A 23,922-nucleotide genomic window follows, 5' to 3' on the forward strand; every position below is an offset into this window, starting at 1 on the left:
GGTGGGCCTCCGGAGGGCAGGCCCGGGCTTCCCGTGGGGGGTGGTTGGATGGGGTTCGTGATCATGCGCGAGACGTCGGTCGTCATCATCGGCGGAGGCCCCGGTGGCTACGAGGCGGCCCTCGTCGCGGCGCAGCTCGGTGCCCGGGTGACGATCATCGAGAAGGACGGTCTGGGCGGAGCGGCGGTGCTCACCGACTGCGTGCCCAGCAAGGCCCTCATCGCGACCGCCGACTACATGTCCGACTTCGAGACCGCCTCGCACCTCGGGGTCCGCCTGCAGGACGACGACGGCGACGAGGTCTCCGACGCCGTCGCCCAGGCCCACACCGTCAACGGCCGCATCCTCGAGCTGGCCGCGGCCCAGAGCGCCGACATCCAGGGCAGCCTCGAACAGGTCGGCGTCACCGTGCTGCGCGGAACAGCCCGCCTCGCCTCGCGCGACCTCGTCGTGGCCGCCCTCACCGACGGCAGCACGCAGGAGCTGGCCGCCGACGTCGTGCTCGTTGCCACCGGTGCGGCACCGCGCGTCATGGACACCATGCGCCCGGACGGCGAGCGCATCCTGACGTGGCAGCAGATCTACTCGCTGCGGGAGCTGCCCCAGCGCATCGTCGTCATCGGCTCCGGTGTCACCGGTGCCGAGCTGGCCCAGGCCTATCTCGGCCTCGGGTCGCAGGTCGTGCTCGTGTCGTCCCGTGACCGGGTGCTGCCCGGGGAGGACGCCGACGCCGCGACCGTGATCGAGGACGTGTTCCGCAAGCGCGGCATGGAGGTGCTGAACAAGTCGCGCGCCGCCTCGGTGGAGCGCACCGCCGACGGCGTCGTCGTCACCCTCGTCGACGGCCGCACGGTCGAGGGCTCGCATGCCCTGCTCGCCGTCGGGTCCGTGCCCAACACCACGGGCCTCGGCCTCGAGGAGGCCGGCGTCGAGCTCAGCCCCTCCGGCCACATCCAGGTCGACCGGGTCTCGCGCACGACCGTGGGCGGCGTCTACGCCGCCGGGGACTGCACGGGCGTCCTGCCCCTTGCCTCCGTGGCCGCCATGCAGGGACGCATCGCCATGTGGCACGCCCTCGGTGACGCGGTGGCTCCGCTCAACGTCCGGGGGGTCGCCGCCAACATCTTCACCGAGCCCGAGATCGCCACCGTCGGCATCAGTCAGAACGACGCGGACGGCTCACCGGACGTCGAGTCCGTGACGCTGCCGCTCGGGCGCAACCCGCGCGCGAAGATGCAGGGCATCAGCGAGGGCTTCGTCAAGCTCTTCTGCCGCAAGGTGGTGGGCACGGTGCTCGGGGGTGTCGTCGTCGCGCCCCGGGCGTCCGAGCTGGTCTTCCCGGTGGCGCTCGCGGTGCAGAACCGGCTGAGCGTCGACCAGGTGTCCAGCACCATCACCGTCTATCCCTCGCTCTCGGGATCCATCGCCGAGGCCGCTCGGCAGCTGCACCAGTCCGACTGAGCACGGAGGCTGGTGGGCCCGCGGGCCCGTGGGATCAGCGGTGCTCGTCGTCCGACGGCGGAGCGTCCCGCTCCTGCCGCTCGAGCTCGGCCTGGCGGTCCTCCTCGGCCCAGCGCTCCAGCCGGCGGCGGGAGATGCTCTCGCGCAGCTTCTTCTGGAGCGGGTAGACGACCGCGGCCACGATGGCGAGGATGACCAGGTTCGTCAACGAGAAGACGGGCAGCTGGACCGCAGCGGGGACTGACGCAAGCACCTGACCAGTCTGCCAGAGGGGTAGCGTCGAGCCGTGGCGGCGTCGTCGCCACGCCAGGCCCGAGGCAGCTGCCTCACCCTGGGGAGGTCGACCGTGGAGGACACGCAGTGAGCGACTGGATCGAGAAGGCCAAGGACTTCGTCAAGGGCCACCCGGAGCAGGCCAAGCAGGGACTCGACAAGGTGGAGGACCTCCTCAACGAACGGACCGGCGGCAAGTACGCCGACCGCCTCGACCAGGGATCCGACAAGCTCAAGGAAAGCCTCGGACTGCCGCCCGACGAGGAGGCCACGCTGCCGCCGACGCCGAGCCCCGAGCCCGGGTCGACACCGGCCCCCACCCCGGCGCCGACCCCGAGTCCTGAACCAGGGCCGGCCCCGACGCCCGCGCCCCGGCCCGCCGAGCCGACGCCCCCGGTCGACCCGACCGACCCCACGCCGGTCGACCCCACCCTCCCGGGCGGACCCGGCCCGTCGGAGATCCCGCCCACGGGCGAGCCCGCCGGCGAGCAGGACCTGCCCGGCGCCCCGAGCCCCGAGCAGCCGCAGGAGACCGGGCGGATCACGCTGGGCGACCCGCCCCCCGGCCAGCACTGACCTCTCCGACAGCCGAGCGCCCGACCACCGGAGGCGACCGGCAGGCCACCGGGTGAACAGGAAGGGCCGACCCGCCAGACGGCGGGTCGGCCCTTCCTCGTGCTGGGCTTCGCGCGGGGCCGGTCAGCCCTCGGCACCGTCCTTGATGTCGGCGAGCACGGCGCCGGAGGTGACGGTCTCGCCGACCGCGGCCTTGAGGCCCGAGACGACACCGGCCTTGTGGGCGGTGATCGGCTGCTCCATCTTCATCGCCTCGAGCACGATGACGAGGTCGCCCGCAGCCACGGTCGCACCCTCCTCGACGGCGATCTTGACGATGGTGCCCTGCATCGGGGCGGTCAGCGAGTCGCCGGACGCCGCGCCACCGGACTTGCCGCCGCTGGAGCGCTTCGGGGCCTTCTTCTTCGCGGCTGAGTTGCCGCCACCACCGAGCGAGAGGCCGGCGGGGAGGGACACCTCCAGCCGCTTGCCCCCCACCTCGACGACGAGGGTCTGGCGCTCCTCGGCCTCGGCCCCGTCGGCGGCCCCTCCGGCATACGGCTCGACGGTGTTGTCCCACTCCGTCTCGATCCAGCGGGTGTGGATCGTGAACGGGCTGTTGTCGGTCGGGGCAAAGGCCGGGTCGGAGACCACGGCGCGGTGGAAGGGCACGACCGTGGGCATGCCCTCGATGACGAGCTCGGCCAGCGCGCGGCGGGAGCGCTCGATGGCCTGCTCTCGGGTGCGGCCGGTGACGATGAGCTTGGCGATCATCGAGTCGAAGGCCCCCGCGACGGTGTCGCCGTCGACGATGCCGGCGTCCCAGCGCACGCCCGGGCCGTGCGGCACGACCATGCGCGTGACCGTGCCGGGGGCGGGAAGGAAGCCGCGGCCGGGGTCCTCGCCGTTGATGCGGAACTCGATGGAGTGGGCGTGCGGCTCGGGGTCGTCGTAGTCGAGGGACTCGCCGTTGGCGATGCGGAACTGCTCGCGGACCAGGTCGATGCCGGTGACCTCCTCGGAGACCGGGTGCTCGACCTGCAGTCGGGTGTTGACCTCGAGGAAGCTGATGTCCCCCTCGGGCCCGATGAGGAACTCGCAGGTGCCGGCGCCCACGTAGCCGGCCTCCTTGAGGATCGCCTTGCTCGCCCGGAGGAGCTCGGTGTGCTGCTCCTCGGTGAGGAACGGGGCCGGCGCCTCCTCGACGAGCTTCTGGTTGCGGCGCTGGAGCGAGCAGTCGCGGGTGGAGACGACGACGACGTTGCCGTGCTGGTCGGCGAGGCACTGGGTCTCGACGTGGCGCGGACGGTCGAGGAAGCGCTCGACGAAGCACTCGCCGCGGCCGAAGGCCGTCACGGCCTCGCGGACGGCCGACTCGTAGAGGTGCGGGATCTCGTCGATGTCGCGGGCGACCTTGAGGCCACGACCGCCACCGCCGTATGCCGCCTTGATCGCCACCGGGAGACCGTGCTCCTTGGCGAAGGCGACCACCTCGTCGGCGCCGGACACGGGGTCCTTGGTGCCCGGCACGAGCGGGGCACCAGCCTTGGTCGCGATGTGGCGCGCCTTGACCTTGTCGCCGAGGGCATCGATGGCATCGGGGCCGGGGCCGATCCAGATCAGGCCTGCATCGATGACGGCCTGCGCGAAGGAGGCGTTCTCGGCGAGGAAGCCGTAGCCGGGGTGGACCGCGTCGGCACCGGCCTGGCGGGCGACCTCGAGGAGCTTCTCCTGGACGAGGTAGCTCTCGCCGGGGGTGGACCCGCCCAGGGCGTACGCCTCGTCGGCGACCTTGACGTGCAGGGCATCGCGGTCCGGGTCCGCGTAGACCGCCACCGAGGCGATCCCGCTGTCCGTGCACGCCCGCGCGATGCGGACGGCGATCTCACCACGGTTTGCGATCAGGACCTTGCTGATGGATGCCATGGCTCGGACTCTATCGGGCTGACGCGACGTGGATTCCGCGTCATTCGGTGTATTCCCGCGCGTCTCGCAGTGAGGTCCGGCACACCGTGTCCGCGGTGGTCGGCCTAGCGTGGGTGGCATGACGACACACGAGCCGGTTCCTGTCCTCCCCCTCGGCCACGCCTCCACCCCGGGCCTGGCCATCCCGCAGATCGGTTTCGGCGTGTGGGAGGTCCCGGACGCCGAGGTCGACGCCGCCCTCGGCCGCGCTCTCGAGGTCGGCTACCGCCATGTCGACACGGCCCGCCTCTACGGCAACGAGGAGGGCGTCGGACGCGTCCTCGCCCGTGGCGACGTGGACCGCGACGAGATCTTCGTGACGACGAAGCTCTGGAACGACGACCACAAGAACGTCCCGGCTGCCTTCGACGCCTCGATGAAGCGTCTGCGGATCGACGTGCTCGACCTCTACCTGATCCACTGGCCCGCGCCCGCCCAGAACGCGTACGTCGACGCGTGGAAGTCCATGCTCGAGCTTCAGCGCGAGGGGCGCGTGCGGTCGGTCGGCGTCTGCAACTTCCAGGTGGCGCACCTGAAGCGACTGCTCGACGAGACGGGTGTGCTGCCGTCGGTCAACCAGGTCGAGCTGAGCCCCTACCTCCAGCAGCGGGAGCTGCGGGCGTTCCACGCCGAGCACGGCATCGTGACCGAAGCGTGGAGCCCCCTGGCCGTGCGTGCCGGGCTGCTCCAGGACCCCGTCGTCGTCGAGCTCGCCGCCAAGCACGACGTCACCCCTGCGCAGCTGGTGCTGCGGTGGCACATCGAGCTGGGCAACGTCGTCCTCACCCGATCGGTGACGCCCGAACGCATCGCCGAGAACTTCGACATCTTCGGCTTCTCGCTCGGAGGCGAGGACCTCCAGGCGCTTGTCGGGCTGGACCGCGGCACGCGTACCGGCCCCGACCCGGACACCTTCGGCTGACCTGTCGGGGCCCGGGCGCACCGGCTAGGTTGGCCGGCATGGGACTGTTCTCGCGCAAGAGCACGGGCGGGGCCGGCACCTCCTCCGAGGAGCACCAGGCCGACCAGGCGCTCGAGCTGGCCGGCTCCGCCGAACCGGACGAGCTCGCGGGCGACTTCACGGGACGACCGGTGGCCCAGCCGCTCGGGCCTGAGGAGACCGACCGCCTCGCCCGCGCGTTGGAGCAGGCGACTGCCGAGGGCGTCGACGTGGACGACCTCGAGTCGATCGGCTCCCACTACGACGACGCGTACCGCCGCTGGTCTGCCGGGGGCGGCGAAGGGCAGGGACCCGACGTCATCGTCGAGACGTATGCCGCGGCGATCGGGGAGCACCTCGCGCGTAACAGCGCGCGCGAGTGGGCGGTCGTCACCGACGTGTTCGGCACCGACCTGGGGCTCGTGGCGGCGCGCGCCGACACGGTCGTGGTGCCGCACAACCTCGTCGGCGCCCGGTGGATGCGCGGCGAGACCGGGTGGATCCCGGGTGTCGTCTCGCACCTGGTGCGGATCCGTCCGCGCGCCCGCTGACGGGGCCGCCTAGGATCGCCGTCATGGACAGTGCCGCCCGAGCTGGGGTCGACCAGCGGAGCAAGCGCGACCTGGAGGAGGGCATCCAGCGCGACTTCGCTCGGAAGATGTCGTACGGCGACTACCTGCGCCTGGACACGCTGCTCAGCGCGCAGCAGCCGCTGAGCGAGCCGCCCCAGCACGACGAGCTGCTCTTCATCATCCAGCACCAGACGTCCGAGCTGTGGCTGAAGCTGATGATCCACGAGCTGCGTTCTGCCAGAAGCCTGCTCAAGGAGGACGAGCTGGCACCCGCGCTCAAGCGCCTGGCCCGCGTCAAGCACATCCAGCACACCCTGACGGACCAGTGGTCGGTGCTGGCCACGCTGACGCCGAGCGAGTACGCGCAGATCCGGCCCTTCCTCGCGGCGAGCTCGGGCTTCCAGTCTGCGCAGTACCGGGAGGTCGAGTTCCTCCTCGGCAACAAGAACGCCGACATGGTGGCGGTCTTCTCCCACGACGAGGCAGCCCGGACGGCACTCGATGAGCTGCTGCACGAACCGAGCCTCTACGACGAGTTCCTCGCCTACCTCTCGAGGCGGGGGTATTCCGTCCCGTCGCAGCTGCTCGACCGCGACTGGACCCAGCCCTACCGCCTGCACGACGGCCTCGTCGACGTGTTCGCCCGGGTGTACGCCGAGCCCCACGAGCACTGGGGGGTGTACGAGACCTGCGAGGAGCTCGTCGACCTCGAGGACAACTTCCAGCAGTGGCGCTTCCGGCACCTGCAGGTGGTCCAGCGCACCATCGGACAGAAGACCGGCACCGGGGGCTCGACCGGCGTGAACTTCCTGCGGCGCGCGCTCGACCTCACGTTCTTCCCCGAGCTCTACGAGGTGCGGACGCGCATCGGAGGCTGAGGTCCGCCGCCTTCACGCCGAGTCCTCGGCGTCCTTGGGCGCCTCCGGCGACGGAACACGGTCCAGGAGCCGACGGCGGAGACTGTTGGTGCGAGGCTCGCACTGACACGGGCAGGCTGGGATGCACAGCTCCTCGAAGCAGGCATCCAAGCATTCACACACGATCTCGGGGCCGGGCCGTGCATCAACGCGGGGCTGGCGCCCGTGCATGAGCCGGCGGCGTCGGCTCAGCTCTTCGCTCGTCGGGTGGTCCATCGGTCGCGTGCGTCCGGCCGTACCGTCGGCGAGCTCGTCGCGCGTCTCCCGGAGGTGGTACCAGCCCTGCGCATCCGGTCGGTCGTAGCGCGGGAACGCCCAACGGTCGTAGGGCACCTCGTCGGGCGGCGCCACGTCCAGATGCGCCGGGAACCGACGCCCCTGGTTGTCACGGACGGTGTCGGCCGGCACCGGGAGAACCTCATGCCCGTCCGCGTCCACGACCACCAGCCGCAGGGAGGCCAGCCGGAGGATGCGCTGGAACTGTGCGACACCGGGGTCGACACCACCCGACTCCAACCGGCAGATGGCGCTCGCCGACGTGCCGGTCTCAGCCGCCAAGTCTCGTTGGCTGAGGTCGGCGAGCCGCCGCACGCGAAGGATGTGCCGTCCCACCCAGTCGTCACCGTCGGTGTCTCCTGCCAGCGTCATGAGCTCAGGGTGGCGCAGCCCGCTGACACCGTCCGTCCCCGAAGACGACGTTGTCCACAGGAACGATGCGGGGCAGGACGCAGGCGCCGCCGACCCCTACGTCACTGTTTCGCTGGGTGCAACAGTGACGTAGCGAGCGGCGGGGTCGGCTCGGCGGCGGTGAGGGTGTCGCGGCTACGTCACTGTTTCGCTGGGTGCAACAGTGGCGTAGCGAGCGGCGGGGTCGGCTCGGCGGCGGTGAGGGTGTCGCGGCTACGTCACTGTTTCGCTGGGTGCAACAGTGGCGTAGCGAGCGGGGGAGGTCGGCTCGGCGGCGGTGAGGGTGTCGCGGCTACGTCAGTGTTTCGCTGGGTGCAACAGTGACGTAGCGAGCGGCGCAGCGCGGGTCAGCCCGCGGTCTTGACGCGGACCTGGCGCTTGATGCGGGCGAGCATGGCGACCATTCCTCGCATGCGAAGGGGTGACACCGCTTCCGCCAGGCCGAAGCGCATCGGGGCGTCGTCTGGCACGGCGAGGACTTCGGATGCAGAGAGGCCGTCGAGTCCCTCGTGCAGGATCCCGGCGAAGCCCCGAGTGGTCGGCGCCTCCGCCGGAGCATCGAAGAACAGGCTCACGGGGCGCACGTCCAAGGACGCGCCCTCGCCGACCTCGACGGTCAGGAACAACGGTGACTGGCACTCGTCGACACGTTCGAGCTGGTCAAGGCGGCCGGCATACCGCTCTGGGAGGCCCGGCAGCTCGTCGCTGAACTCGAGCAGCAGCTGCAGCTTCAGCTCGTTGTCGGCGGAACGGAAGTCCTCGGCGATCTCGGCGAGGGGCGCCGGCAGGGGAGTGTCGCTCACGTCAGGCTCCTTGATCGTCGCCGCGTCACTTCTCGATGGGGACGCGGACCGAGTTGCCCCACTCGGTCCACGAGCCGTCGTAGTTGCGCACCGACTCGAACCCGAGCAGGTGCGTCAGCACGAACCACGTGTGCGACGAGCGCTCGCCGATGCGGCAGTACGCGACGACGTCGTCGGAGGGCGTGAGGCCCTGCTCCTGGAGGTAGATCGCCTCGAGCTCCTCGCGGGACTTGAACGAGCCGTCCTCGTTGGCCGCACGCGCCCATGGAACCGACTTCGCCCCGGGGATGTGGCCGCCACGCATGGCGCCCTCCTGCGGGTAGTCCGGCATGTGGAGCAGCTCGCCGGAGTACTCACCGGGAGAGCGGACGTCCACGAGCGGCTTGCCGAGGTGCGCGAGCACGTCGTCCCTGAAGGCACGGATGGGCGTGTCGTCCCGCTCGGCCACGGGGTAGTCCACCGTCTCGGCGACGGGCACCTCTCGGGTCAGCTCCCGGCCTTCGGCGACCCACTTGGCGCGGCCGCCGTCGAGCAGGCGCACGTCCCGGTGGCCGAACAGGCTGAAGACCCACAGCGCATAGGCCGCCCACCAGTTGCTCTTGTCTCCGTAGATCACCACGGTCGTGTCGCGGCCGATGCCGCGTGAGCCCATCACCTCGGCGAAGCGGGAGCCGTCGACGTAGTCCCGCGTGATCGGGTCGTTGAGGTCGACGTGCCAGTCGATCTTGAGCGCTCCCGGGATGTGGCCGGTCTCGTAGAGCAGCACGTCCTCGTCGGACTCGAGCAGCGCGATCCCGTCCGGGCCGCCGACGTTGCCGGCAGCCACCTGCTCGGCCAGCCACTCGGTCGTCACGAGACGCTCGGGATGGGTGTACGCGGAGATCTTCGTGTCTTCAGCGCTCATGTTCCCATCGTGTCACGCGAACCGCCCACGCTCATACGGGGTCGAGGCGCCCGAGATCCTCTCGGCAGCGTCGCTCGAACTCGCCGAGCTCGGAGATGGCGTCCTGGACGTCACGGAGGCGCTGCTCGAGGTCGGTCCGCCGCTCGTCGATCTGTCCGAGGACGTACTCGAGCTGCGCCCGCCGCCCCCTCGGTGCGTCGAACAGGTCGATGATCGTGCGGATCTCTTCCAGGGGGAAGCCCAGGCGCTTGCCGCGGAGGATGAGCGCCAACCGGGTGCGGTCCCGACGGTGGTAGACGCGCTGCGTGCCACGACGCTCGGGCGAGATGAGCCCGAGGTCCTCGTAGTGACGCACCGTGCGATGCGTGACGCCGAACTCCTCGGCGATCTGCGCGATGGTCCACGTCGGCCCGCTTGTCATGCCCCCGATCGTGCTTTACGTTTACGTAAGCGTCAAGCCATCCCACGAGGAGACCACCGATGTTCGAGCTCAGCCAGGACCACGAGGACTTCCGCATGGTCGTCCGCGACTTCGCCGAGAAGGAGGTCGCACCGAACATCGCGAAGTGGGATGCCGCCGCGTACTTCCCGACCGACCTCGTCCCCAAGATGGGAGACCTCGGCCTGTTCGGGCTCGTCGTCCCGGAGGAGTACGGCGGCGCCGGCGACAGCGGGGACTTCACCAGCCTCTGCGTCGCCATCGAGGAGCTCGGCCGCGTCGACCAGTCCATCGGCATCACCCTGTCGGCCGGCGTCGGCCTCGGCATCAACCCGATCCTGACCTACGGCAGCGAGGATCAGAAGCAGCGCTTCCTGCCCGACCTCGTCTCCGGGCGTGCGCTGGCCGGCTTCGGGCTCACCGAGCCCGAAGCGGGCTCCGACGCCGGAGCCACGCGCACCCGGGCCGTGCGCGACGGCGACGAGTGGGTCGTCAACGGGGCCAAGGCGTTCATCACCAACTCCGGCACCGACATCACGTCGGTCGTGACGGTCACCGCGCGCACCGGCACCAACGAGGACGGTTCGCCCCAGATCTCGGCGATCATGGTCCCGGCCGGCACCCCCGGGTTCGTCGTCGAACCGGCGTACCACAAGCTCGGCTGGCACGTCTCCGACACCCACGGCCTCACCTTCGAGGGCTGCCGCGTCCCGGCCGACCATCTCCTCGGTGTCGAGGGCGAGGGGTTCAAGCAGTTCCTCAAGACCCTCGACGACGGCCGCATCGCCATCTCGGCGCTCGCCGTCGGCTGCGCCCAGGCGTGCCTCGAGCTCGCCACCGACTACGCGAAGACCCGCACGGCCTTCGGTCGTCCGATCGGCGTCAACCAGGGCGTCTCCTTCCAGCTGGCCGACCTGGCCGTCATGGTCGAGGGCGCGCGCCTGCTGACGTACAAGGCTGCCTGGCTCAAGGACGAGCTCCACGCCGGCAAGCGCTCGGTCAAGCAGGTCAAGCAGGCCGCCGCCATCGCCAAGCTCTACTCCACCGAGGCCGCCGTCACGGCCACCCGCATCGCGACGCAGGTGTTCGGCGGCAACGGCTTCATGGAGGAGTACCCCGTGGCGCGCTTCTACCGGGACGCCAAGATCCTCGAGATCGGCGAGGGCACCTCCGAGGTCCAGCGGATGCTCATCGCCCGTGGCCTGGGGCTTCCGGCATGAGCGCAGCCGCAGCCGCCCCGAGCTCCCAGGCCGACCCGCGCGTCGCCGACGTCCGGGCCCGTCTCGCTGCGGCCCACGCGGCGTCGGCCACCGCGCCCGAGAAGGCCAAGGCCAAGCTCGACGCCCAGGGCAAGATCTACGTGCGCGACCGCATCGCCCTGCTCTTCGACGAGGGCAGCTTCGTCGAGGACGGCCGCTACGCCAACGCCCTGCAGCCCGGCCTGCCTGCCGACGGCGTCGTCACCGGACGCGGCACCGTCGACGGTCGAGCAGCGGTCGTCATCGCCAACGATCCGACGGTCAAGGCCGGCTCGTGGGGCTCGCGCACCGTCGAGAAGATCGTGCGAGCCACCGAGATGGCCCTGCGCGAGGAGCTGCCGATCTTCTGGTTCGTCGACTCGGCAGGCGCCCGGATCACCGACCAGGTCGAGATGTTCCCCGGTCGCCGCGGAGCCGGGCGCATCTTCCACAACCAGGTCGCCCTCTCGGGCAAGGTCCCGCAGATCTGCTGCCTCTTCGGCCCGAGCGCGGCCGGCGGGGCCTACATCCCGAGCTTCTGCGACCTCATCATCATGGTCGAGGGCAACGCGTCGATGTACCTCGGCAGCCCTCGCATGGCCGAGATGGTCGTCGGCGAGAAGGTTTCTCTCGAGGAGATGGGCGGCGCCCGGATGCACTGCACCGTCTCCGGCGTCGGTGATCTGCTCGCCCACGACGACGCCGAGGCGATCGAGCTGGCCAGGCTCTACTTCTCCTACGTCCCCGGCAGCTGGCGCGACCACCCGCCGACCTATGCCGCGGAGCCCCCGGCGACCCCCCTGACCCGCGAGACGGTCCCCGAGCGCGAGTCCGTCCCCTTCGACATCCACGACGTCATCGAGGGCCTCGTCGACGACGACTCCTTCTTCGAGCTCAAGCCGCTGTGGGCGGCCGAGCTGGTCATCGGTTTCGGCCGCCTCGGGGGGCAGACCGTGGGCATCGTCGCCAACAACTCGATGGTCAAGGGTGGCGTGCTCTTCACCGACAGCGCCGACAAGGCCGCCCGGTTCATCTGGCTGTGCGACGCCTTCAACATCCCGCTCATCTACCTGGCCGACGTGCCCGGTTTCATGATCGGGTCCGAGGTGGAGCGCGGAGGCATCATCCGCCACGGCGCCAAGATGGTGAGCGCCGTCTCCTCAGCCACGGTCCCGCAGTTCTGCGTCATCGTCCGCAAGGCGTACGGGGCAGGCCTCTACGCCATGGGCGGCCCCGGCTTCGGCCCCGACGCCACTATCGCGCTGCCGACGGCCCGGATCGCCGTCATGGGCCCCGAGGCCGCGGTCAACGCCGTCTACGCCAACAAGATCGCCGAGATCGAGCGGCAGCAGGGGCCCGAGGCACGCGACCGTTTCGTGGCGGACCGTCGGCGCGAGTACGAGGAGGACGTCGACATCGAGCGGCTGGCAGCCGACCTGGTGCTCGACTCGGTCATCGAGGCTGACGAACTGCGGTCGGACCTCCTCCGGCGACTGGCCTATGCTTCCCGGCGTGACCGCCACTTCAGCGAGCGCAGACGCGCCGTCCCGCCCGTCTGAGGAAGGCCTCGGTCACCGGCTCGAGCACCCCGACCGGGGACTCGAGGCCACGCAGCCCGTCTGGCGGCGTTTCCCGGTGTGGTTCCCGTTCGCCGTCTTCGCGGTGTCGCGCCTGTTCGTCTGGGTCTCGGCGGCCTACCTGTCCCGCTACCAGATCCCCCTGCCGATCGGCACGGCCAACATCCGCATCTTCTACCCCTCCCCGGCGGACCCCGGCTACCTCTCGGTCATGACCGGCTGGGACGGGCAGTGGTACCGCGTCATCGCCGAGCACGGCTACCCCGCGGTGCTGCCTCGTACGGGCTGGGGCGGCATCGACATGAACCCGTGGGCCTTCTTCCCGGTCTTCCCGCTGACCGCGGGGCTGATCATGAAGGTCACCGGACTGCCCTTCACCCTGGTCGCCCCGCTGCTCTCGACGGCCATCGGCTTCGTCGCGATGCACCTGCTCTTCAAGCTCGTCGACCAGGCGGTCGGCCGCTGGGAGGCCATGGTCACGGTCGTCGCGACCTGCTTCTTCATCGCCTCGCCGGCCCTCTCCGCCTCCTACACCGAGTCGACGGCGCTGCTCGGCGTGGTGGGTGTCCTGTTGCTGTTGCGCAAGCGGCACTACTGGTGGGTGGCGCTCGTGCTGCTCGTGCTGTCCCTGAGTCGCAACGTCGTCATCGCGATGGTGCCGGTCATCATCGCGCACGGGTTCGTGCGCTGGCGGCAGGGCGACGAAGGCGACCACCCCTGGAGGTTGCGCGTGGGCCTGGGGTTGCTGGCGGCATACGCAGGGGCGCTCACGTTCCTGTGGCCGACCATCGTCACCATCGCGACGGACACGCCCAACGCGTACAACGACACGATGCTCGCCTGGAACATCGAGACCAAGATCAAGCTCTACCTCTGGTGGGACCTGCTGTACAACTACTGGGGCGTCCTGGGCCAGGTGGCGGGCGTGCTGGGTGTCGCGGCCTTCGTGTGGTTCATGCTGAGCCGCCACTCGTGGCGCTGGGGGCCAGAGATCTGGGGGTGGGCAGGCGCCTACCCGGCCTACATCGTCCTCGTCACGAGCACCACGCCGAGCCGGGTGCGCTACGCCCTGCTGGCGTTCCCGATGGCACTGATCATCGCCTGGTTCCTCCAGCTGCGGTGGTGGCGTCGCTACCGCTACTGGCTCCTCGGGCTCATCGTCCTCGCCGGGGCGGGCCAGATGTGGTGGTGGACGGAGAACTACCTCGTCGTCGAGAACCTCACCGACGACCTCTACCCCTGACCCGGAGCGTCAGCCACCCTCGGGACGCGAGCCCAGGCTCCCGACCACGTCGAACCAGCCGATGCCGGCGTCGGCGAGCAGCTCGCGCAGCAGGGGCAGGCTGAGGCCGACGACGTTGTGGGGGTCGCCCTCGACGGCGGTGACGAAGGCGCCGCCGAGGCCGTCGATGGTGAAGGCGCCCGCGACCGTCAGCGGCTCACCCGTGGCGACGTAGGCCTCGATCTCCTCGTCGGACAGGGCCGCGAAGTGCACCGTGGTGGAGGCGGTGGCCCCGAGGGTCGCGCCGCCGTGCGCGCGGTCGTCGATCAGCCAGTGGCCGGTGTGCAGCACGCCGGAGCGACCGCGCATCCGACGCCAGCGCGCCACGGCCTCGGCCGCGTCAGCCGGTTTGCCGTGCACCTCGTCGTCGAGCTCGAGCACCGAGTCGCAACCGAGCACGACCACGCCGTCCTCGAGGCGGGCCGCGACGTCCTCGGACTTGGCGCGCGCCAGCAGCAACGCGATGTCGGCCGGCTCGAGCGGCCCGTAGCGCTCGGTGGCCTCTGCCACGGCGAGGTCCTCGTCCACGTCGCTGACCACGACCACCGGCTCGATCCCGGCTGCGCGGAGGGTGGCGCGGCGTGCGGGGGATGCCGAGGCGAGGACGAGCTGGACGGTCGGCACGTCGGGGAGGGGGCTCGGCGGCATGACGCCATCGTAGGGGGCGAAACGGGCGCCGCCGCCTCCGCGGCGGAGGCGGCGCCGCCCGTCGGTGCGACGAGTCCTCAGAGCTCCTGCAGCACCGCGGCCCGCAGCGTGTCGAGCCCGACACCGCCGACGTCGAGCGCGTTGCGGTGGAAGGTCTTGAGGTCGAAGGCGTCGCCCTCGCGCTGCTTCACCTCGTCGCGGAGCTGGAGCCAGAGGCGCTCGCCGATCTTGTAGCTGGGCGCCTGGCCCGGCCAGCCGAGGTAGCGGTTCAGCTCGAAGCGCAGGATCTTCTCGTCCATGAACCCGTAGCGCGTGAGGTAGGTCCAGGCCTTGTCGTAGTCCCACGCCCCACCGCCGACCTCCTCCGGCGCGTCGAACCCGCAGTGCACGCCGATGTCGATGACGACACGTGCGGCACGCAGGGACTGCCCCGCGAGCCAGCCCATCCGGTTGCCGGGGTCGTCCATGTAGCCGAGCTCGGCCATGAGCCGCTCGGCGTAGAGCGCCCAGCCCTCGCCGTGGCCCGACGTCCACGCCTCGAGGCGGCGCCACCGGTTGAGCAGCTGCGAGCGGTAGACGGTCTGCGCCACCTGGAGGTGATGCCCCGGCACACCCTCGTGGTAGACGGTCGAGAGCTCGTTCCACGTGCGGAACTCGTTGTTGCCCTTGGGCACCGACCACCACATCCGGCCCGGCCGGCTGAAGTCGTCGGACGGCCCGGTGTAGTAGATGCCGCCGGTCTGGGTCGGGGCGATCATGCACTCGATGCGCTGCACGGGCTCCGGGATGTCGAAGTGGATGTCCTTCAGGTTGTCGATGACCTCGTCGGCGCGCTCCTGCATCCACGCCTTGAGCGCGTCGGTCCCGTGCAGGTGGTACCTCTCGTCGGCGTCGAGGATCTCGACCCCTCGCTGAACCGTCGCGCCGGGCTCGAGGCCCTCGGCGATCTCGGCCATCTGCGCGTGGAGGTCGGCGACCTCCTGCTGCCCCCAGCGGTAGGTCTCCTCGAGGTCCACCGTCGCGCCGAGGAAGTAGCGCGACTCCAGCCGGTAGCGCTCGATCCCGCAGGCGTCCGCCTCGGGGGCGTGCGGCAGCAGCTCGCGCTCGAGCCAGTCGGCCATCTCCGAGTATGCCGTCGCCGCCGCCCGCGCTCCGGTGGCCAGCGCGTCGCGCAGGTCGCCCTCGAGCGGCGCACCGTCGACGGTGGCGTCGGCGACGACCTTGGCGAAGTAGCCGTCGTCGGCGACGAGGTCGCGACTCTGCTCGGCGCAGGCGACGACCTGACGCCTGGGGGAGACCTGGCCGCGCTCACGGGCGAGCAGCAGCGACTCCTTGTAGCCCTCGAGCGCGGCCGGGATCTTGCCGAGGCGCACCGCGAAGGTGCGCCAGTGCTCGGCCGAGTCCTGCGGCATGAGGTCGAACACGTCGCGGACGCTCTGCAGCGGCGACGCGAGGACGTTGAGCGACATCTCGTCGAGCCCGGCGGCATACCGGTCCTCGGCGAGCTGCAGGCGCTCGGTCATCGCGGCGACCGTGACGGCATCGACGTCGTCGGCGGGGGTCGCCGCCGCGAGCTCGGCGAGGGTACGGCGGCGCAGGTCGGAGTGGGCTGCGTTGCCCGCGGGGGAGAGGTCGTCGAGGTCATCCTCGCGGCCGGGCACGCCGAGATAGGTGGCGGTGATCGGGCTGAGGGCGACGGCGGCGTCGAAGTAGGCCTCCGCGATGCGGTCGACGTCGGTCTGCGGCCGCGTGGTCTGGGTGTCGGTCGTCACGCGGCGAACGTAGTCGAGGGCAGGGCGTGGTGCCAGTGCATTCGGCCCCCGGCCGTGAGCTGCTCGAACGCCGTCAGTCGCCCTTCTTCTTGCCCCCCTTGTCGCCCTTCTTCGAGGGCTTCGGGCTGTCACCCGACGGGCCTCCTGCTGGGCCGCCGGTGTCACCGCCTGACACGACAAGCACGACGACGCCCTCGGTGGTCGGCTGCCCGGAAGCGGGCCAGGTGGCGACCACCTGGCCGGCGCCGGCGGCGGAGGGAATCGTCACCTGCGTGACGCGTACGTCCTTGGCGTCGATGCGCGACATCGCGGCGTCCGCGTTCGTGCCGACGAGCCCGTCCGGCACGACGAAGGTCGAGTCGACCTGCGCGGGCGCGTTGGCACGGCTGACGACGAGCGCGACGGTCTGCCCCTTCGTCAGCGGCTGCCCCGGCGCCGGATAGCTGCCGAGGACGGCGTCGTTCGGCTGGGAGGAGCGAACGAGCACCCACCGCACGTTGACCCCGCGCGAGATGAGGTCGGACACGGCTGCCCCGCGGGACCGTCCCACGAGGTCGGCCGGGACCGTGTTCCCGTCAGACGGCGGCGCGGTCGTCGTGGGGGCTGCCGACGAGGGGGTGGGAGCGGCGGAAGCGGCGGGGCGGGTGCCGGGAGAGGCCACCGACCGCGGCTGCGGCTGGTGCAGCAGCACGACGACGAGGGCCGCCACGAGCAGGACCACCAGCCCGGCAAGTCCCCACACGAGCGGACTCGGGCCTCGCCCCCGTTGCGGCCGACCGGCAGAGCGTGACGTGGCCGCCTCCGGGGCGTCGATCGACGGGTGGGCGGCCGCATCGGGTGAGGGGTATCCGGGCGCGGCGCCGGCGGAAGCGGCGCCGGCCCCCGCGCCGATGCCCACACCCGCACCCGCCAGGCCGGCGCCGAGCGCGGGCATCACGGCGGTACCGCTCGGGGCACCGCCGGCGGCAGCATCGACGACCGTGCGGTCGTCGTCCCCTGCTGGGGTCGGGCGTCCGGCGGCGGCGGCAGCCGGCACCACCTGGGTGGCCGTGGCGCGAGCGGGGCCGCGAGGGTCTCGTCGAAAATCGCGGGCTACGTCGAACGCCGCCGTGGCATCGTCCACGGGCATCGCGCGGGTGGCGACCTCGGCGCGCTGCTCGTGGGCGCGAAGGGCCGCGGCCATGGCGTCGGCGTCGGGGTAGCGGTCGCGGGGTGACTTCGCGGTGGCCCGGGTGACGACCTCGTCGAGGTTCGCCGGCAGGCCGGCCACGCGGGAGCTGGGCAGCGGCATCGGCTCGTCGAGGTGGCGCATCGCGATCGCGACCGGGGTGTCGCCCTCGAAGGGAACGGCGCCGGTCAGCATCTGGAAGAGCAGGATGCCGAGCGAGTAGAGGTCGGTGGCCGAGCTCGTCGCCTGGCCGCGGGCCTGCTCCGGCGCCACGTAGGCAGCCGTTCCCATGACGGTGCCGGTCTCGGTGAGCGAGGCCTGCCCAAGGGCCTGGGCGATCCCGAAGTCGGTGACCTTGACGGTGCCGTCGGGACGCACCATGACGTTGCCGGGCTTGATGTCCCGGTGGACGACGCCGGCTCGGTGGGCGGCGGCGAGCGCCGCGCACACCTGCTCGGCCACGTGCACCGCATCGGCGGGCGTCATCCGGCCGCCCTCGCGCAGCAGGCGCGAGAGGTCCGACCCCTCGACGTGCTCCATGACGATGAAGTGGGCCGACCCGTCGACGCCGTAGTCGTAGACCTGCGCGATGTTCGGGTGGGAGAGGGCTGCGGCCGTCAGGGCCTCGCGACGGAAGCGCTCGACGAAGTCGGGGGAGTCCGCATACACCGGGGCGAGGACCTTGACGGCGACCCGGCGACCGAGCCGTTCGTCGGTCGCGAGGTGCACCTCGCCCATGCCCCCGACGGCGATGCGCTCGAGCAGCAGGTAGCGCTGGGCGAGGCGGACGGAGGGGGAGGAGTCGACGGACATGGGCAACGAGCCTAAAGGACCCACCTGCGGCTGGGCGAACCGAGCGGGTCCGCGCAGGCCCGTGGTCGCCCCTCCGGCAGGGGCGGAGTTAGGACAAGGGGGATGAGTCGGACTGCCCAACCGCCGCCGCGGCCACCGCGCACCGGCGCGCGCACCGGCCGGCGCCTCACCGCGGCAGGCCGGTGCTCCTCCAGCCGCCGCTCCGTGCCGACGGGCCGACCAGCTGCCAGGAGGGGTCGGACCACGGGGAAGGCATGCGCTCGGCAGCGGCCTCGTGGTCGCCGAGGGCCGAGAGGACGACGACGAGCGCGGCCAGCTCCTCCGGGGTCGGGCTGCCGGACACGTGGATGGTGGCCGTGTCGGAGCTCGCCGCGGGCGCCTGGGTCGGGTCGCCGCTCACAGCGGGATGTTCCCGTGCTTCTTGGGCGGGAGCGTCTCGCGCTTGTTCTGCAGCGCCCGCAGTGCACGGGTGACGTTCATCCGGGTGTTGGAGGGGCTGATGACGGTGTCGATGTAGCCGCGCTCGGCCGCGATGTAGGGGTTGGCCAGCGTCTCCTCGTAGTGCGTGATCAGCTCCTGGCGCTGCGCCTCGACGTCGCCGCCGTCGGCGGCCGTCGCCGCGAGCTCCTTGCGGTAGAGGATGTTGACCGCTCCCTGGGCCCCCATGACCGCGATCTGGCCGGTCGGCCAGGAGAGGTTGATGTCGGCGCCGAGGTGCTTGCTGCCCATGACGTCGTAGGCGCCGCCGTAGGCCTTGCGGGTGATCACGGTGATCTTCGGGACGGTGGCCTCGGCATACGCGTAGATGAGCTTGGCGCCGCGGCGGATGATCCCGTTCCACTCCTGGCTCGTGCCGGGCAGGAAGCCCGGCACGTCGACGAAGGTCAGCACCGGCACGTTGAAGCAGTCGCAGGTGCGCACGAACCGTGCGGCCTTCTCCGACGCATCGATGTCGAGGCAGCCGGCCAGCTGCGTCGGCTGGTTGGCGACGATGCCGACCGACATGCCGTCGACGCGTGCGAAGCCGGTGAGGATGTTCGGCGCGAAGAGGGGCTGCACCTCGAGGAACTCGCCGTCGTCGACGATGTGCTCGATGACCTGCTTCATGTCGTAGGGCACGTTGGGCGAGTCGGGGATGCACGTGTCGAGCCAGCGGTCCTCGTCGGTGACCGTGAGATCGGCCTCGCCGACGCCGTAGGCCGGCGGGGTCTCCAGGTTGTTGCTCGGCAGGTAGGACAGCAGCGCCTTGACGTAGTCGACGGCGTCCTGCTCGTCGGTGCCCATGTAGTGCGCGACGCCCGACTTCGTGTTGTGGGTCAAGGCGCCGCCGAGCTCCTCGAAGCCGACGTCCTCGCCGGTGACGGTCTTGATGACGTCGGGTCCGGTGATGAACATGTGCGAGGTCTTGTCGACCATGACCGTGAAGTCGGTGATGGCGGGGGAGTAGACGGCACCTCCCGCGCACGGCCCCATGATGAGCGAGATCTGCGGGATGACCCCGGACGCGCGCACGTTGCGGAAGAAGATGTCGCCGTAGAGGCCGAGGGAGACCACGCCCTCCTGGATGCGGGCGCCACCGGAGTCGTTGAGCCCGATGACCGGGCAGCCGATCTTCATGGCGAAGTCCATGACCTTGACGATCTTCTCGCCGAAGACCTCGCCCAGGGAGCCGCCGAAGACGGTGAAGTCCTGCGCGAAGACGGCGACCTGGCGCCCGTCGACGGTGCCGTAGCCGGTGACGACGCCGTCGCCGTAGGGCCGGTTCTTCTCCTGGCCGAACTGGGTGCTGCGGTGCCGGGCGTACTTGTCCATCTCGATGAAGGTGCCCTCGTCGAGGAGCATCTCGATGCGCTCGCGGGCCGTCTTCTTGCCGCGCGCGTGCTGCTTCTCGACCGCCCGCTCGGAGCCGGCGTTCGCGACCTCCTGGACGCGTCGCTTGAGGTCCGCGAGCTTGCCCGCAGTGGTGGTGAGGTCGGGACCGGTCGCCCCTCCCGGGTCGGGGGTGCTGCTCTGCTCGGGGGTACTGGTCGGCTGCTCTGCCACGGCGTGCTCGGTTGCCATGCTGGGCACTCTAGCCTTGTGCGCGTGCGCATCCCGCTCGACTCGGACTCTGTCAGTGCGGCCTTGGTCACGTCCGGGCGACCGTGGCGCGAGGTCGAGCTGCACCCCACCCTCGGCTCCACCAACACGCGGCTTCGCGAGCTGCTCACCACGCCTTCCGGACCACCGAGGACGTATGCCGCCGGGCCGGCCGACGACGTGCGCGGGCTCTGGTGGGTCGTCCTCACCGACCACCAGACGGGCGGCCACGGGCGGCTGGGCCGCGCGTGGACCGTCCCCGACTGCGCCTCGCTCGCCGTCAGCGTCGCGGTGCCCGTGGCGGACCCGTCGCAGGCCGGCTGGATGCCGCTGCTGGCGGGGCTCGCGCTGGCCCGTGCCGTGCGCGAGGTGACCGAGGCGGCCGGGCACCCGCTCAGCCCCCGGCTGAAGTGGCCCAACGACGTGCTCCTCGCCGACGACGGCGACCGCAAGGTCAGCGGCATCCTCTGTGAGCTCGTCGCACACGGCGCGGGACCGGCGCACGCTGCCGGGCAGGCGGTGGTCGTGGGGACCGGGGTCAACGTCGACCAGACCCGCGAGGAGCTGCCCGTCGACACCGCCACCTCCCTCGCGCTCGCCGGTGCGCCGGTGCGCCGCGAGGACCTGCTGGTCGCCTACCTCGACCACCTCGTCACGGTCCTGCCGGGCGCCGGCGGGTCCGCAGGCGCCCAGGCACCCACACCCTCGGAGGCAGCCGCGGCGCGGACGGCATACCGGCAGGCCTGCTCGACCGTCGGGCTGCAGGTGCGCGTGCACCTGCCCACGGGCGACGCGGTGGAGGGGACGGCCGTGGGCGTGGACGACGACGGGGGGTTGCTGGTGCGCACGGAGCAGGGCACCCGCGCCTTCGCCGCCGGGGACGTCGTGCACGTCCGGAAGGCGTCCGGCGGGCTGGCATGATCGGGGCATGACCGAGCCGGGCAGCCCTGGCGCAGAGCCAGCCAGGCGGCCGAGCGACGACTACACCGAGCAGCTGCTCGGGCGTCCGCTCGAGCTGCGGCGCCGCGACGTGAGCCGGGGCGCCGAGGTGTCGCTGGTCTCGGCGCGCAAGTTCTGGCACGCGCTCGGCTTCCCCGTGGTCGACACCGACGACGAGCTGTTCACCGAGGCCGACCAGAAGGCCCTGACCGCGGTCGCCGGCATCGTGCGCGACGGCCTCCTCGACGAGCAGACCGCCCTGGCCATGACGCGCGCCTTCGCCCGCTCGGCGGACCGCCTTGCCGGCTGGCAGTCGCAGCTGATCGCCGAGGAAGTCGAGGCGCACATGACGGCCGCGCTCGGCGACGAGGGGGAGACCGCCGAGGGCGAGACCCGCTCGGTGCCGAGCACCGAGACCGCGACCGAGACGGCCAAGCGCCTCTCGGTCCTGACCGACCGGCTCGAGCCGCTCCTCGTCTACGCCTGGCGCCGCCACCTGTCGGCGACCGTCTCTCGCATGCTCGCCGACGCCGACCCCGAGTCCTACGGCATGACGAAGATGCGCTCGGTCGGTTTCGCCGACCTCGTCAACTTCACGGCTCTGGTGCGGCGCATGTCCGAGCGCGACCTCGCCCGGCTCGTGTCGCGATTCGAGGCGCTGTCGGCAGACGTCATCACCGCCCACGGTGGCCGGCTCATCAAGACGGTGGGCGACGAGGTGCTCTTCACGACGATGGGTGCCGCGCCCGCCGCGGCCATCGCCCTCGACCTGGTGGAGGCCATGGCGCAGGACGACGTGCTGCCCGACGTGCGCTGCGGCATGGCCCGCGGCCCGATCATCTCCCGCCTCGGCGACGTCTTCGGCACCACCGTCAACCGGGCTTCGCGCCTGACCGCGGTGGCGCAGGCGGGAACCGTGCTCGTCGACGCGACGATGGCGCGCGAGCTCGCGAGCCTGTCGGGGTTCGAGCTGACCGGCCAGCGCCGGCGGATCCTGCGCGGCGTCGGGCCGGTGACCCCCTCGCTGCTGCGGCGCGCGACCTCACCGGCGAGGCGCTCCACCTCGCCCGCAGCGGCTCCCGAGGCCGCCGGCTCGGCATCCTCGGCATCCTCGGCATCCTCGGCATCCTCGGCGCCTGCGTCGTCCCGCCCCGCGCCCCCCGACCCCGAGCCCCACACCACCTGACTCCGCACCACCTGACTCCGAGGAGACCGCCGTATGCCGTCGACGCCGACCGCTCCGGACGCCGCCGCGAGCGAGCGGGCCCAGCAGCCCGCCCTCGTGCGTGTCGAGCGCTTCGAGACCCCCGAGCTCGCGCACGTCGCCGAGATCGTGCTCGACCGCCCGGAGGCGATGAACGCCGTCTCGACGGCCATGGCCCGGGCCATCGCGGCCGCGACGGCCCAGGTGGCCGCCGACGAGTCCGTGCGCTGCGTGGTGCTGACGTCCAGCCACGGGAAGGCCTTCTGCGTCGGCGCCGACCTCAAGGAGCGCAACTCCTTCACCGACGCCGACCTCATGGCGCAGCGTCCCGTCGCCCGCGCCGCATACGGCGGGGTGCTGGGGCTGCCGGTCCCGGCGATCGCCGCGGTGGACGGCTTCGCGCTGGGCGGAGGGTTCGAGCTGGCGCTCTCGTGCGACGTCGTCGTCGCGGGCGAGGGCGCGACCGTCGGTCTGCCCGAGGTGGGCGTCGGGGTGATCCCCGGCGGCGGCGGCACCCAGCTGCTCGTGCGCCGCGTCGGCTGGTCGCGGGCCGCCAGGGCCATCTTCAGCGCCGCCCGGATGCCGGCGCGTGAGGCGTTCGAGCTCGGGGCCGTCGACGAGGTCGTGCCGACGGGGTCCGCTCGCGACCGGGCGCTCGAGCTGGCCGCCACCATCGCCGCCAACTCGCCGGTCGGGCTCCGCAGCGCCAAGCGCGCCATGCGCCTGGGTGCCGATGTCGACCTCGCCGCCGGCCTCGAGATCGAGGACGCGTGCTGGCGGGCCACCGCCTTCTCCGGCGACCGGCGCGAGGGCGTGGCGGCCTTCGCGGAGAAGCGGCGACCGGTGTGGCCGGGACGCTGAGCGCGACCGGCGCCGCCGCGTCCGCCCACGGCACGGCGCGGTGCACCGATGTCGTGAGGCCGCCGAGGGTGCAAATCGGGCGGTTGTCGATAGGCTCACGTCGGTCGGTGCCCCCCGAGCCGGCAGACCTGTTGAGGACGGTGACATGACCCGAGTGCTCCTGGCGGAGGACGACACAGCCATCTCCGAGCCGCTGGCGCGCGCGCTGCGACGCGAGGGCTACGACGTCGACGTGCGCGAGGACGGGCTCGCGGCGCTGGACGGCGCCAAGGAGAACCCCGACCTCGTGCTGCTCGACCTCGGCCTGCCGAAGATCGACGGCCTGGAGGTGTGCCGCCGGATTCGCGCCGAGGGCCGCGCCATCCCGGTCCTCATCCTCACCGCCCGCGCCGACGAGGTGGACACCGTGGTCGGGCTCGACGCCGGCGCCGACGACTACGTCACCAAGCCGTTCCGGCTGGCCGAGCTGCTCGCCCGCGTGCGGGCCCTGCTGCGCCGCACGCCCACCGAGCCTGTCGCGTCCGGCGAGCTCGTGCGCATCGACTCCGACGGGCGCCGCGCCTGGTTCAAGGAGGACGAGCTGCAGCTGACGGCCAAGGAGTTCGACCTGCTCCGGGTCCTCGTGCGCGAGCAGGGCAAGGTCGTCTCCCGCGAGCAGCTGATGCGCGAGATCTGGGACACCGCGTGGTTCGGCTCGACCAAGACCCTCGACATGCACATCTCCGTCCTCCGGCGCAAGCTCGGGGACGACGCCACCTCCCCGCAGTACATTGCGACCGTCCGAGGTGTCGGTTTCCGCTTCGAGCGTCCCCAGGCGGAGTGACG

23 protein-coding genes are annotated in these 23,922 nt (G+C 71.6%); 12 read left to right on the forward strand and 11 right to left on the reverse strand.

The genetic code is table 11. From position 1 onward, the window contains the following. The first annotated feature begins 48 nt into the window (after nucleotides 1-48). Entirely contained in the window at nucleotides 49-1,461 is a 1,413-nt protein-coding gene (locus LQK93_RS14515; protein WP_374968487.1) for an NAD(P)H-quinone dehydrogenase, read from the forward strand. 34 nt (nucleotides 1,462-1,495) lie between these two features. On the opposite strand, the gene LQK93_RS14520 is transcribed toward LQK93_RS14515, so the two are convergent. After that, complete coding sequence (locus LQK93_RS14520; RefSeq protein WP_374968488.1) at nucleotides 1,496-1,714, reverse strand: hypothetical protein; 219 nt, start codon at nucleotides 1,712-1,714, stop codon at nucleotides 1,496-1,498. Nucleotides 1,715-1,821: 107 nt separating this feature from the next. On the opposite strand from LQK93_RS14520, the gene LQK93_RS14525 reads away from it, so the two are divergent. Then, nucleotides 1,822-2,310: an antitoxin gene (locus LQK93_RS14525; RefSeq protein WP_374968489.1), complete on the forward strand. Its 489-nt coding sequence runs from the start codon at nucleotides 1,822-1,824 to the stop codon at nucleotides 2,308-2,310. 123 nt (nucleotides 2,311-2,433) lie between these two features. Here the strand turns inward: LQK93_RS14525 and LQK93_RS14530 are convergent, their stop codons facing one another. Next, nucleotides 2,434-4,215: an acetyl/propionyl/methylcrotonyl-CoA carboxylase subunit alpha gene (locus LQK93_RS14530; protein ID WP_374968490.1), complete on the reverse strand. Its 1,782-nt coding sequence runs from the start codon at nucleotides 4,213-4,215 to the stop codon at nucleotides 2,434-2,436. Nucleotides 4,216-4,333: 118 nt separating this feature from the next. Here LQK93_RS14530 and LQK93_RS14535 point away from each other — a divergent pair, with 118 nt between their 5' ends. The 3 genes from LQK93_RS14535 to kynA are packed head-to-tail and all read left to right on the forward strand — an operon-like array spanning nucleotide 4,334 to nucleotide 6,644. Further along, entirely contained in the window at nucleotides 4,334-5,176 is an 843-nt protein-coding gene (locus LQK93_RS14535) for an aldo/keto reductase (RefSeq protein WP_374968491.1), read from the forward strand. 38 nt (nucleotides 5,177-5,214) lie between these two features. Beyond that, nucleotides 5,215-5,745: a DUF3806 domain-containing protein gene (locus tag LQK93_RS14540; RefSeq protein ID WP_374968492.1), complete on the forward strand. Its 531-nt coding sequence runs from the start codon at nucleotides 5,215-5,217 to the stop codon at nucleotides 5,743-5,745. Between the two features lie 23 nt (nucleotides 5,746-5,768). Then, nucleotides 5,769-6,644 (forward strand): tryptophan 2,3-dioxygenase, encoded by an 876-nt coding sequence (kynA, locus tag LQK93_RS14545; RefSeq protein WP_374968493.1) that lies wholly within the window; start codon nucleotides 5,769-5,771, stop codon nucleotides 6,642-6,644. A 12-nt stretch (nucleotides 6,645-6,656) separates the two neighbouring features. On the opposite strand, the gene LQK93_RS14550 is transcribed toward kynA, so the two are convergent. The 4 genes from LQK93_RS14550 to LQK93_RS14565 all read right to left on the reverse strand — a co-directional run bounded on the left by LQK93_RS14550 (nucleotide 6,657) and on the right by LQK93_RS14565 (nucleotide 9,498). Further along, nucleotides 6,657-7,331, reverse strand: a complete 675-nt coding sequence (locus LQK93_RS14550; protein ID WP_374968494.1) for a helix-turn-helix domain-containing protein — start codon at nucleotides 7,329-7,331, stop codon at nucleotides 6,657-6,659. Nucleotides 7,332-7,717: 386 nt separating this feature from the next. After that, nucleotides 7,718-8,173, reverse strand: a complete 456-nt coding sequence (locus LQK93_RS14555; protein WP_374968495.1) for a SufE family protein — start codon at nucleotides 8,171-8,173, stop codon at nucleotides 7,718-7,720. A 25-nt stretch (nucleotides 8,174-8,198) separates the two neighbouring features. Continuing rightward, on the reverse strand, nucleotides 8,199-9,077 hold the full coding sequence (locus tag LQK93_RS14560; protein ID WP_374968496.1) for a sulfurtransferase: 879 nt from the start codon (nucleotides 9,075-9,077) through the stop codon (nucleotides 8,199-8,201). Nucleotides 9,078-9,108: 31 nt separating this feature from the next. Further along, nucleotides 9,109-9,498 (reverse strand): MerR family DNA-binding transcriptional regulator, encoded by a 390-nt coding sequence (locus LQK93_RS14565; protein ID WP_374968497.1) that lies wholly within the window; start codon nucleotides 9,496-9,498, stop codon nucleotides 9,109-9,111. Nucleotides 9,499-9,557: 59 nt separating this feature from the next. Here LQK93_RS14565 and LQK93_RS14570 point away from each other — a divergent pair, with 59 nt between their 5' ends. The 3 genes from LQK93_RS14570 to LQK93_RS14580 are packed head-to-tail and all read left to right on the forward strand — an operon-like array spanning nucleotide 9,558 to nucleotide 13,574. Then, a complete protein-coding gene (locus LQK93_RS14570; RefSeq protein WP_374968498.1) occupies nucleotides 9,558-10,736 on the forward strand; it encodes an acyl-CoA dehydrogenase family protein in 1,179 nt (392 codons plus the stop codon). Next, a complete protein-coding gene (locus LQK93_RS14575) occupies nucleotides 10,733-12,313 on the forward strand; it encodes an acyl-CoA carboxylase subunit beta (protein ID WP_374968499.1) in 1,581 nt (526 codons plus the stop codon). The genes LQK93_RS14570 and LQK93_RS14575 overlap by 4 nt, the downstream gene beginning before the upstream one ends. After that, nucleotides 12,267-13,574 carry a hypothetical protein gene (locus tag LQK93_RS14580; RefSeq protein ID WP_374968500.1) on the forward strand — a complete coding sequence of 436 codons (1,308 nt, stop codon included), beginning with the start codon at nucleotides 12,267-12,269 and terminating at the stop codon, nucleotides 13,572-13,574. The genes LQK93_RS14575 and LQK93_RS14580 overlap by 47 nt, the downstream gene beginning before the upstream one ends. Before the next feature lie 9 nt (nucleotides 13,575-13,583). Here LQK93_RS14580 and LQK93_RS14585 read toward each other — a convergent pair whose 3' ends face one another. From LQK93_RS14585 to LQK93_RS14605, 5 genes are all read right to left on the reverse strand, one after another. Then, nucleotides 13,584-14,261, reverse strand: a complete 678-nt coding sequence (locus LQK93_RS14585; protein ID WP_374968501.1) for a Maf family protein — start codon at nucleotides 14,259-14,261, stop codon at nucleotides 13,584-13,586. A gap of 77 nt (nucleotides 14,262-14,338) precedes the next feature. Beyond that, complete coding sequence (locus LQK93_RS14590; protein WP_374968502.1) at nucleotides 14,339-16,033, reverse strand: DUF885 domain-containing protein; 1,695 nt, start codon at nucleotides 16,031-16,033, stop codon at nucleotides 14,339-14,341. A 73-nt stretch (nucleotides 16,034-16,106) separates the two neighbouring features. Further along, on the reverse strand, nucleotides 16,107-18,014 hold the full coding sequence (locus tag LQK93_RS14595) for a protein kinase (RefSeq protein WP_374968503.1): 1,908 nt from the start codon (nucleotides 18,012-18,014) through the stop codon (nucleotides 16,107-16,109). A gap of 166 nt (nucleotides 18,015-18,180) precedes the next feature. Next, the gene (locus tag LQK93_RS14600; protein ID WP_374968504.1) at nucleotides 18,181-18,414 is read right to left on the reverse strand and encodes an acyl-CoA carboxylase subunit epsilon; all 234 of its coding nucleotides are present in this window, start codon (nucleotides 18,412-18,414) and stop codon (nucleotides 18,181-18,183) included. Continuing rightward, the gene (locus LQK93_RS14605) at nucleotides 18,411-20,075 is read right to left on the reverse strand and encodes an acyl-CoA carboxylase subunit beta (protein ID WP_374968505.1); all 1,665 of its coding nucleotides are present in this window, start codon (nucleotides 20,073-20,075) and stop codon (nucleotides 18,411-18,413) included. Before LQK93_RS14605 ends, LQK93_RS14600 begins: the two co-directional genes overlap by 4 nt. A 24-nt stretch (nucleotides 20,076-20,099) precedes the next feature. On the opposite strand from LQK93_RS14605, the gene LQK93_RS14610 reads away from it, so the two are divergent. From LQK93_RS14610 to LQK93_RS14625, 4 genes are all read left to right on the forward strand, one after another. Further along, entirely contained in the window at nucleotides 20,100-21,014 is a 915-nt protein-coding gene (locus tag LQK93_RS14610) for a biotin--[acetyl-CoA-carboxylase] ligase (RefSeq protein ID WP_374968506.1), read from the forward strand. 7 nt (nucleotides 21,015-21,021) lie between these two features. Then, the gene (locus tag LQK93_RS14615) at nucleotides 21,022-22,218 is read left to right on the forward strand and encodes an adenylate/guanylate cyclase domain-containing protein (protein WP_374968507.1); all 1,197 of its coding nucleotides are present in this window, start codon (nucleotides 21,022-21,024) and stop codon (nucleotides 22,216-22,218) included. A 33-nt stretch (nucleotides 22,219-22,251) separates the two neighbouring features. Further along, nucleotides 22,252-23,097, forward strand: a complete 846-nt coding sequence (locus tag LQK93_RS14620; protein WP_374968508.1) for an enoyl-CoA hydratase/isomerase family protein — start codon at nucleotides 22,252-22,254, stop codon at nucleotides 23,095-23,097. A 145-nt stretch (nucleotides 23,098-23,242) separates the two neighbouring features. Next, nucleotides 23,243-23,920, forward strand: coding sequence for a response regulator transcription factor (locus LQK93_RS14625; protein WP_374968509.1), 678 nt, complete (start codon nucleotides 23,243-23,245; stop codon nucleotides 23,918-23,920). The last annotated feature ends 2 nt before the right edge of the window (nucleotides 23,921-23,922 follow it).

It is taken from the genome of Terrabacter sp. BE26 (assembly GCF_041941675.1).
GTDB lineage: Bacteria > Actinomycetota > Actinomycetes > Actinomycetales > Dermatophilaceae > Terrabacter.

What these genes read in the sequence shown, in the direction of transcription:
- LQK93_RS14575 (WP_374968499.1), top strand. Translation starts at nt 10,733, where the DNA reads ATGAGCGCAGCCGCAGCCGCCCCGAGCTCCCAGGCCGACCCGCGCGTC.
- LQK93_RS14570 (WP_374968498.1), top strand. Translation starts at nt 9,558, where the DNA reads ATGTTCGAGCTCAGCCAGGACCACGAGGACTTCCGCATGGTCGTCCGC.
- LQK93_RS14550 (WP_374968494.1), bottom strand. Translation starts at nt 7,331, where the DNA reads ATGACGCTGGCAGGAGACACCGACGGTGACGACTGGGTGGGACGGCAC.
- LQK93_RS14620 (WP_374968508.1), top strand. Translation starts at nt 22,252, where the DNA reads ATGCCGTCGACGCCGACCGCTCCGGACGCCGCCGCGAGCGAGCGGGCC.
- LQK93_RS14595 (WP_374968503.1), bottom strand. Translation starts at nt 18,014, where the DNA reads ATGTCCGTCGACTCCTCCCCCTCCGTCCGCCTCGCCCAGCGCTACCTG.
- LQK93_RS14530 (WP_374968490.1), bottom strand. Translation starts at nt 4,215, where the DNA reads ATGGCATCCATCAGCAAGGTCCTGATCGCAAACCGTGGTGAGATCGCC.
- LQK93_RS14605 (WP_374968505.1), bottom strand. Translation starts at nt 20,075, where the DNA reads ATGGCAACCGAGCACGCCGTGGCAGAGCAGCCGACCAGTACCCCCGAG.
- LQK93_RS14565 (WP_374968497.1), bottom strand. Translation starts at nt 9,498, where the DNA reads ATGACAAGCGGGCCGACGTGGACCATCGCGCAGATCGCCGAGGAGTTC.
- kynA (WP_374968493.1), top strand. Translation starts at nt 5,769, where the DNA reads ATGGACAGTGCCGCCCGAGCTGGGGTCGACCAGCGGAGCAAGCGCGAC.
- LQK93_RS14535 (WP_374968491.1), top strand. Translation starts at nt 4,334, where the DNA reads ATGACGACACACGAGCCGGTTCCTGTCCTCCCCCTCGGCCACGCCTCC.
- LQK93_RS14615 (WP_374968507.1), top strand. Translation starts at nt 21,022, where the DNA reads ATGACCGAGCCGGGCAGCCCTGGCGCAGAGCCAGCCAGGCGGCCGAGC.
- LQK93_RS14540 (WP_374968492.1), top strand. Translation starts at nt 5,215, where the DNA reads ATGGGACTGTTCTCGCGCAAGAGCACGGGCGGGGCCGGCACCTCCTCC.
- LQK93_RS14585 (WP_374968501.1), bottom strand. Translation starts at nt 14,261, where the DNA reads ATGCCGCCGAGCCCCCTCCCCGACGTGCCGACCGTCCAGCTCGTCCTC.
- LQK93_RS14515 (WP_374968487.1), top strand. Translation starts at nt 49, where the DNA reads ATGGGGTTCGTGATCATGCGCGAGACGTCGGTCGTCATCATCGGCGGA.
- LQK93_RS14560 (WP_374968496.1), bottom strand. Translation starts at nt 9,077, where the DNA reads ATGAGCGCTGAAGACACGAAGATCTCCGCGTACACCCATCCCGAGCGT.
- LQK93_RS14625 (WP_374968509.1), top strand. Translation starts at nt 23,243, where the DNA reads ATGACCCGAGTGCTCCTGGCGGAGGACGACACAGCCATCTCCGAGCCG.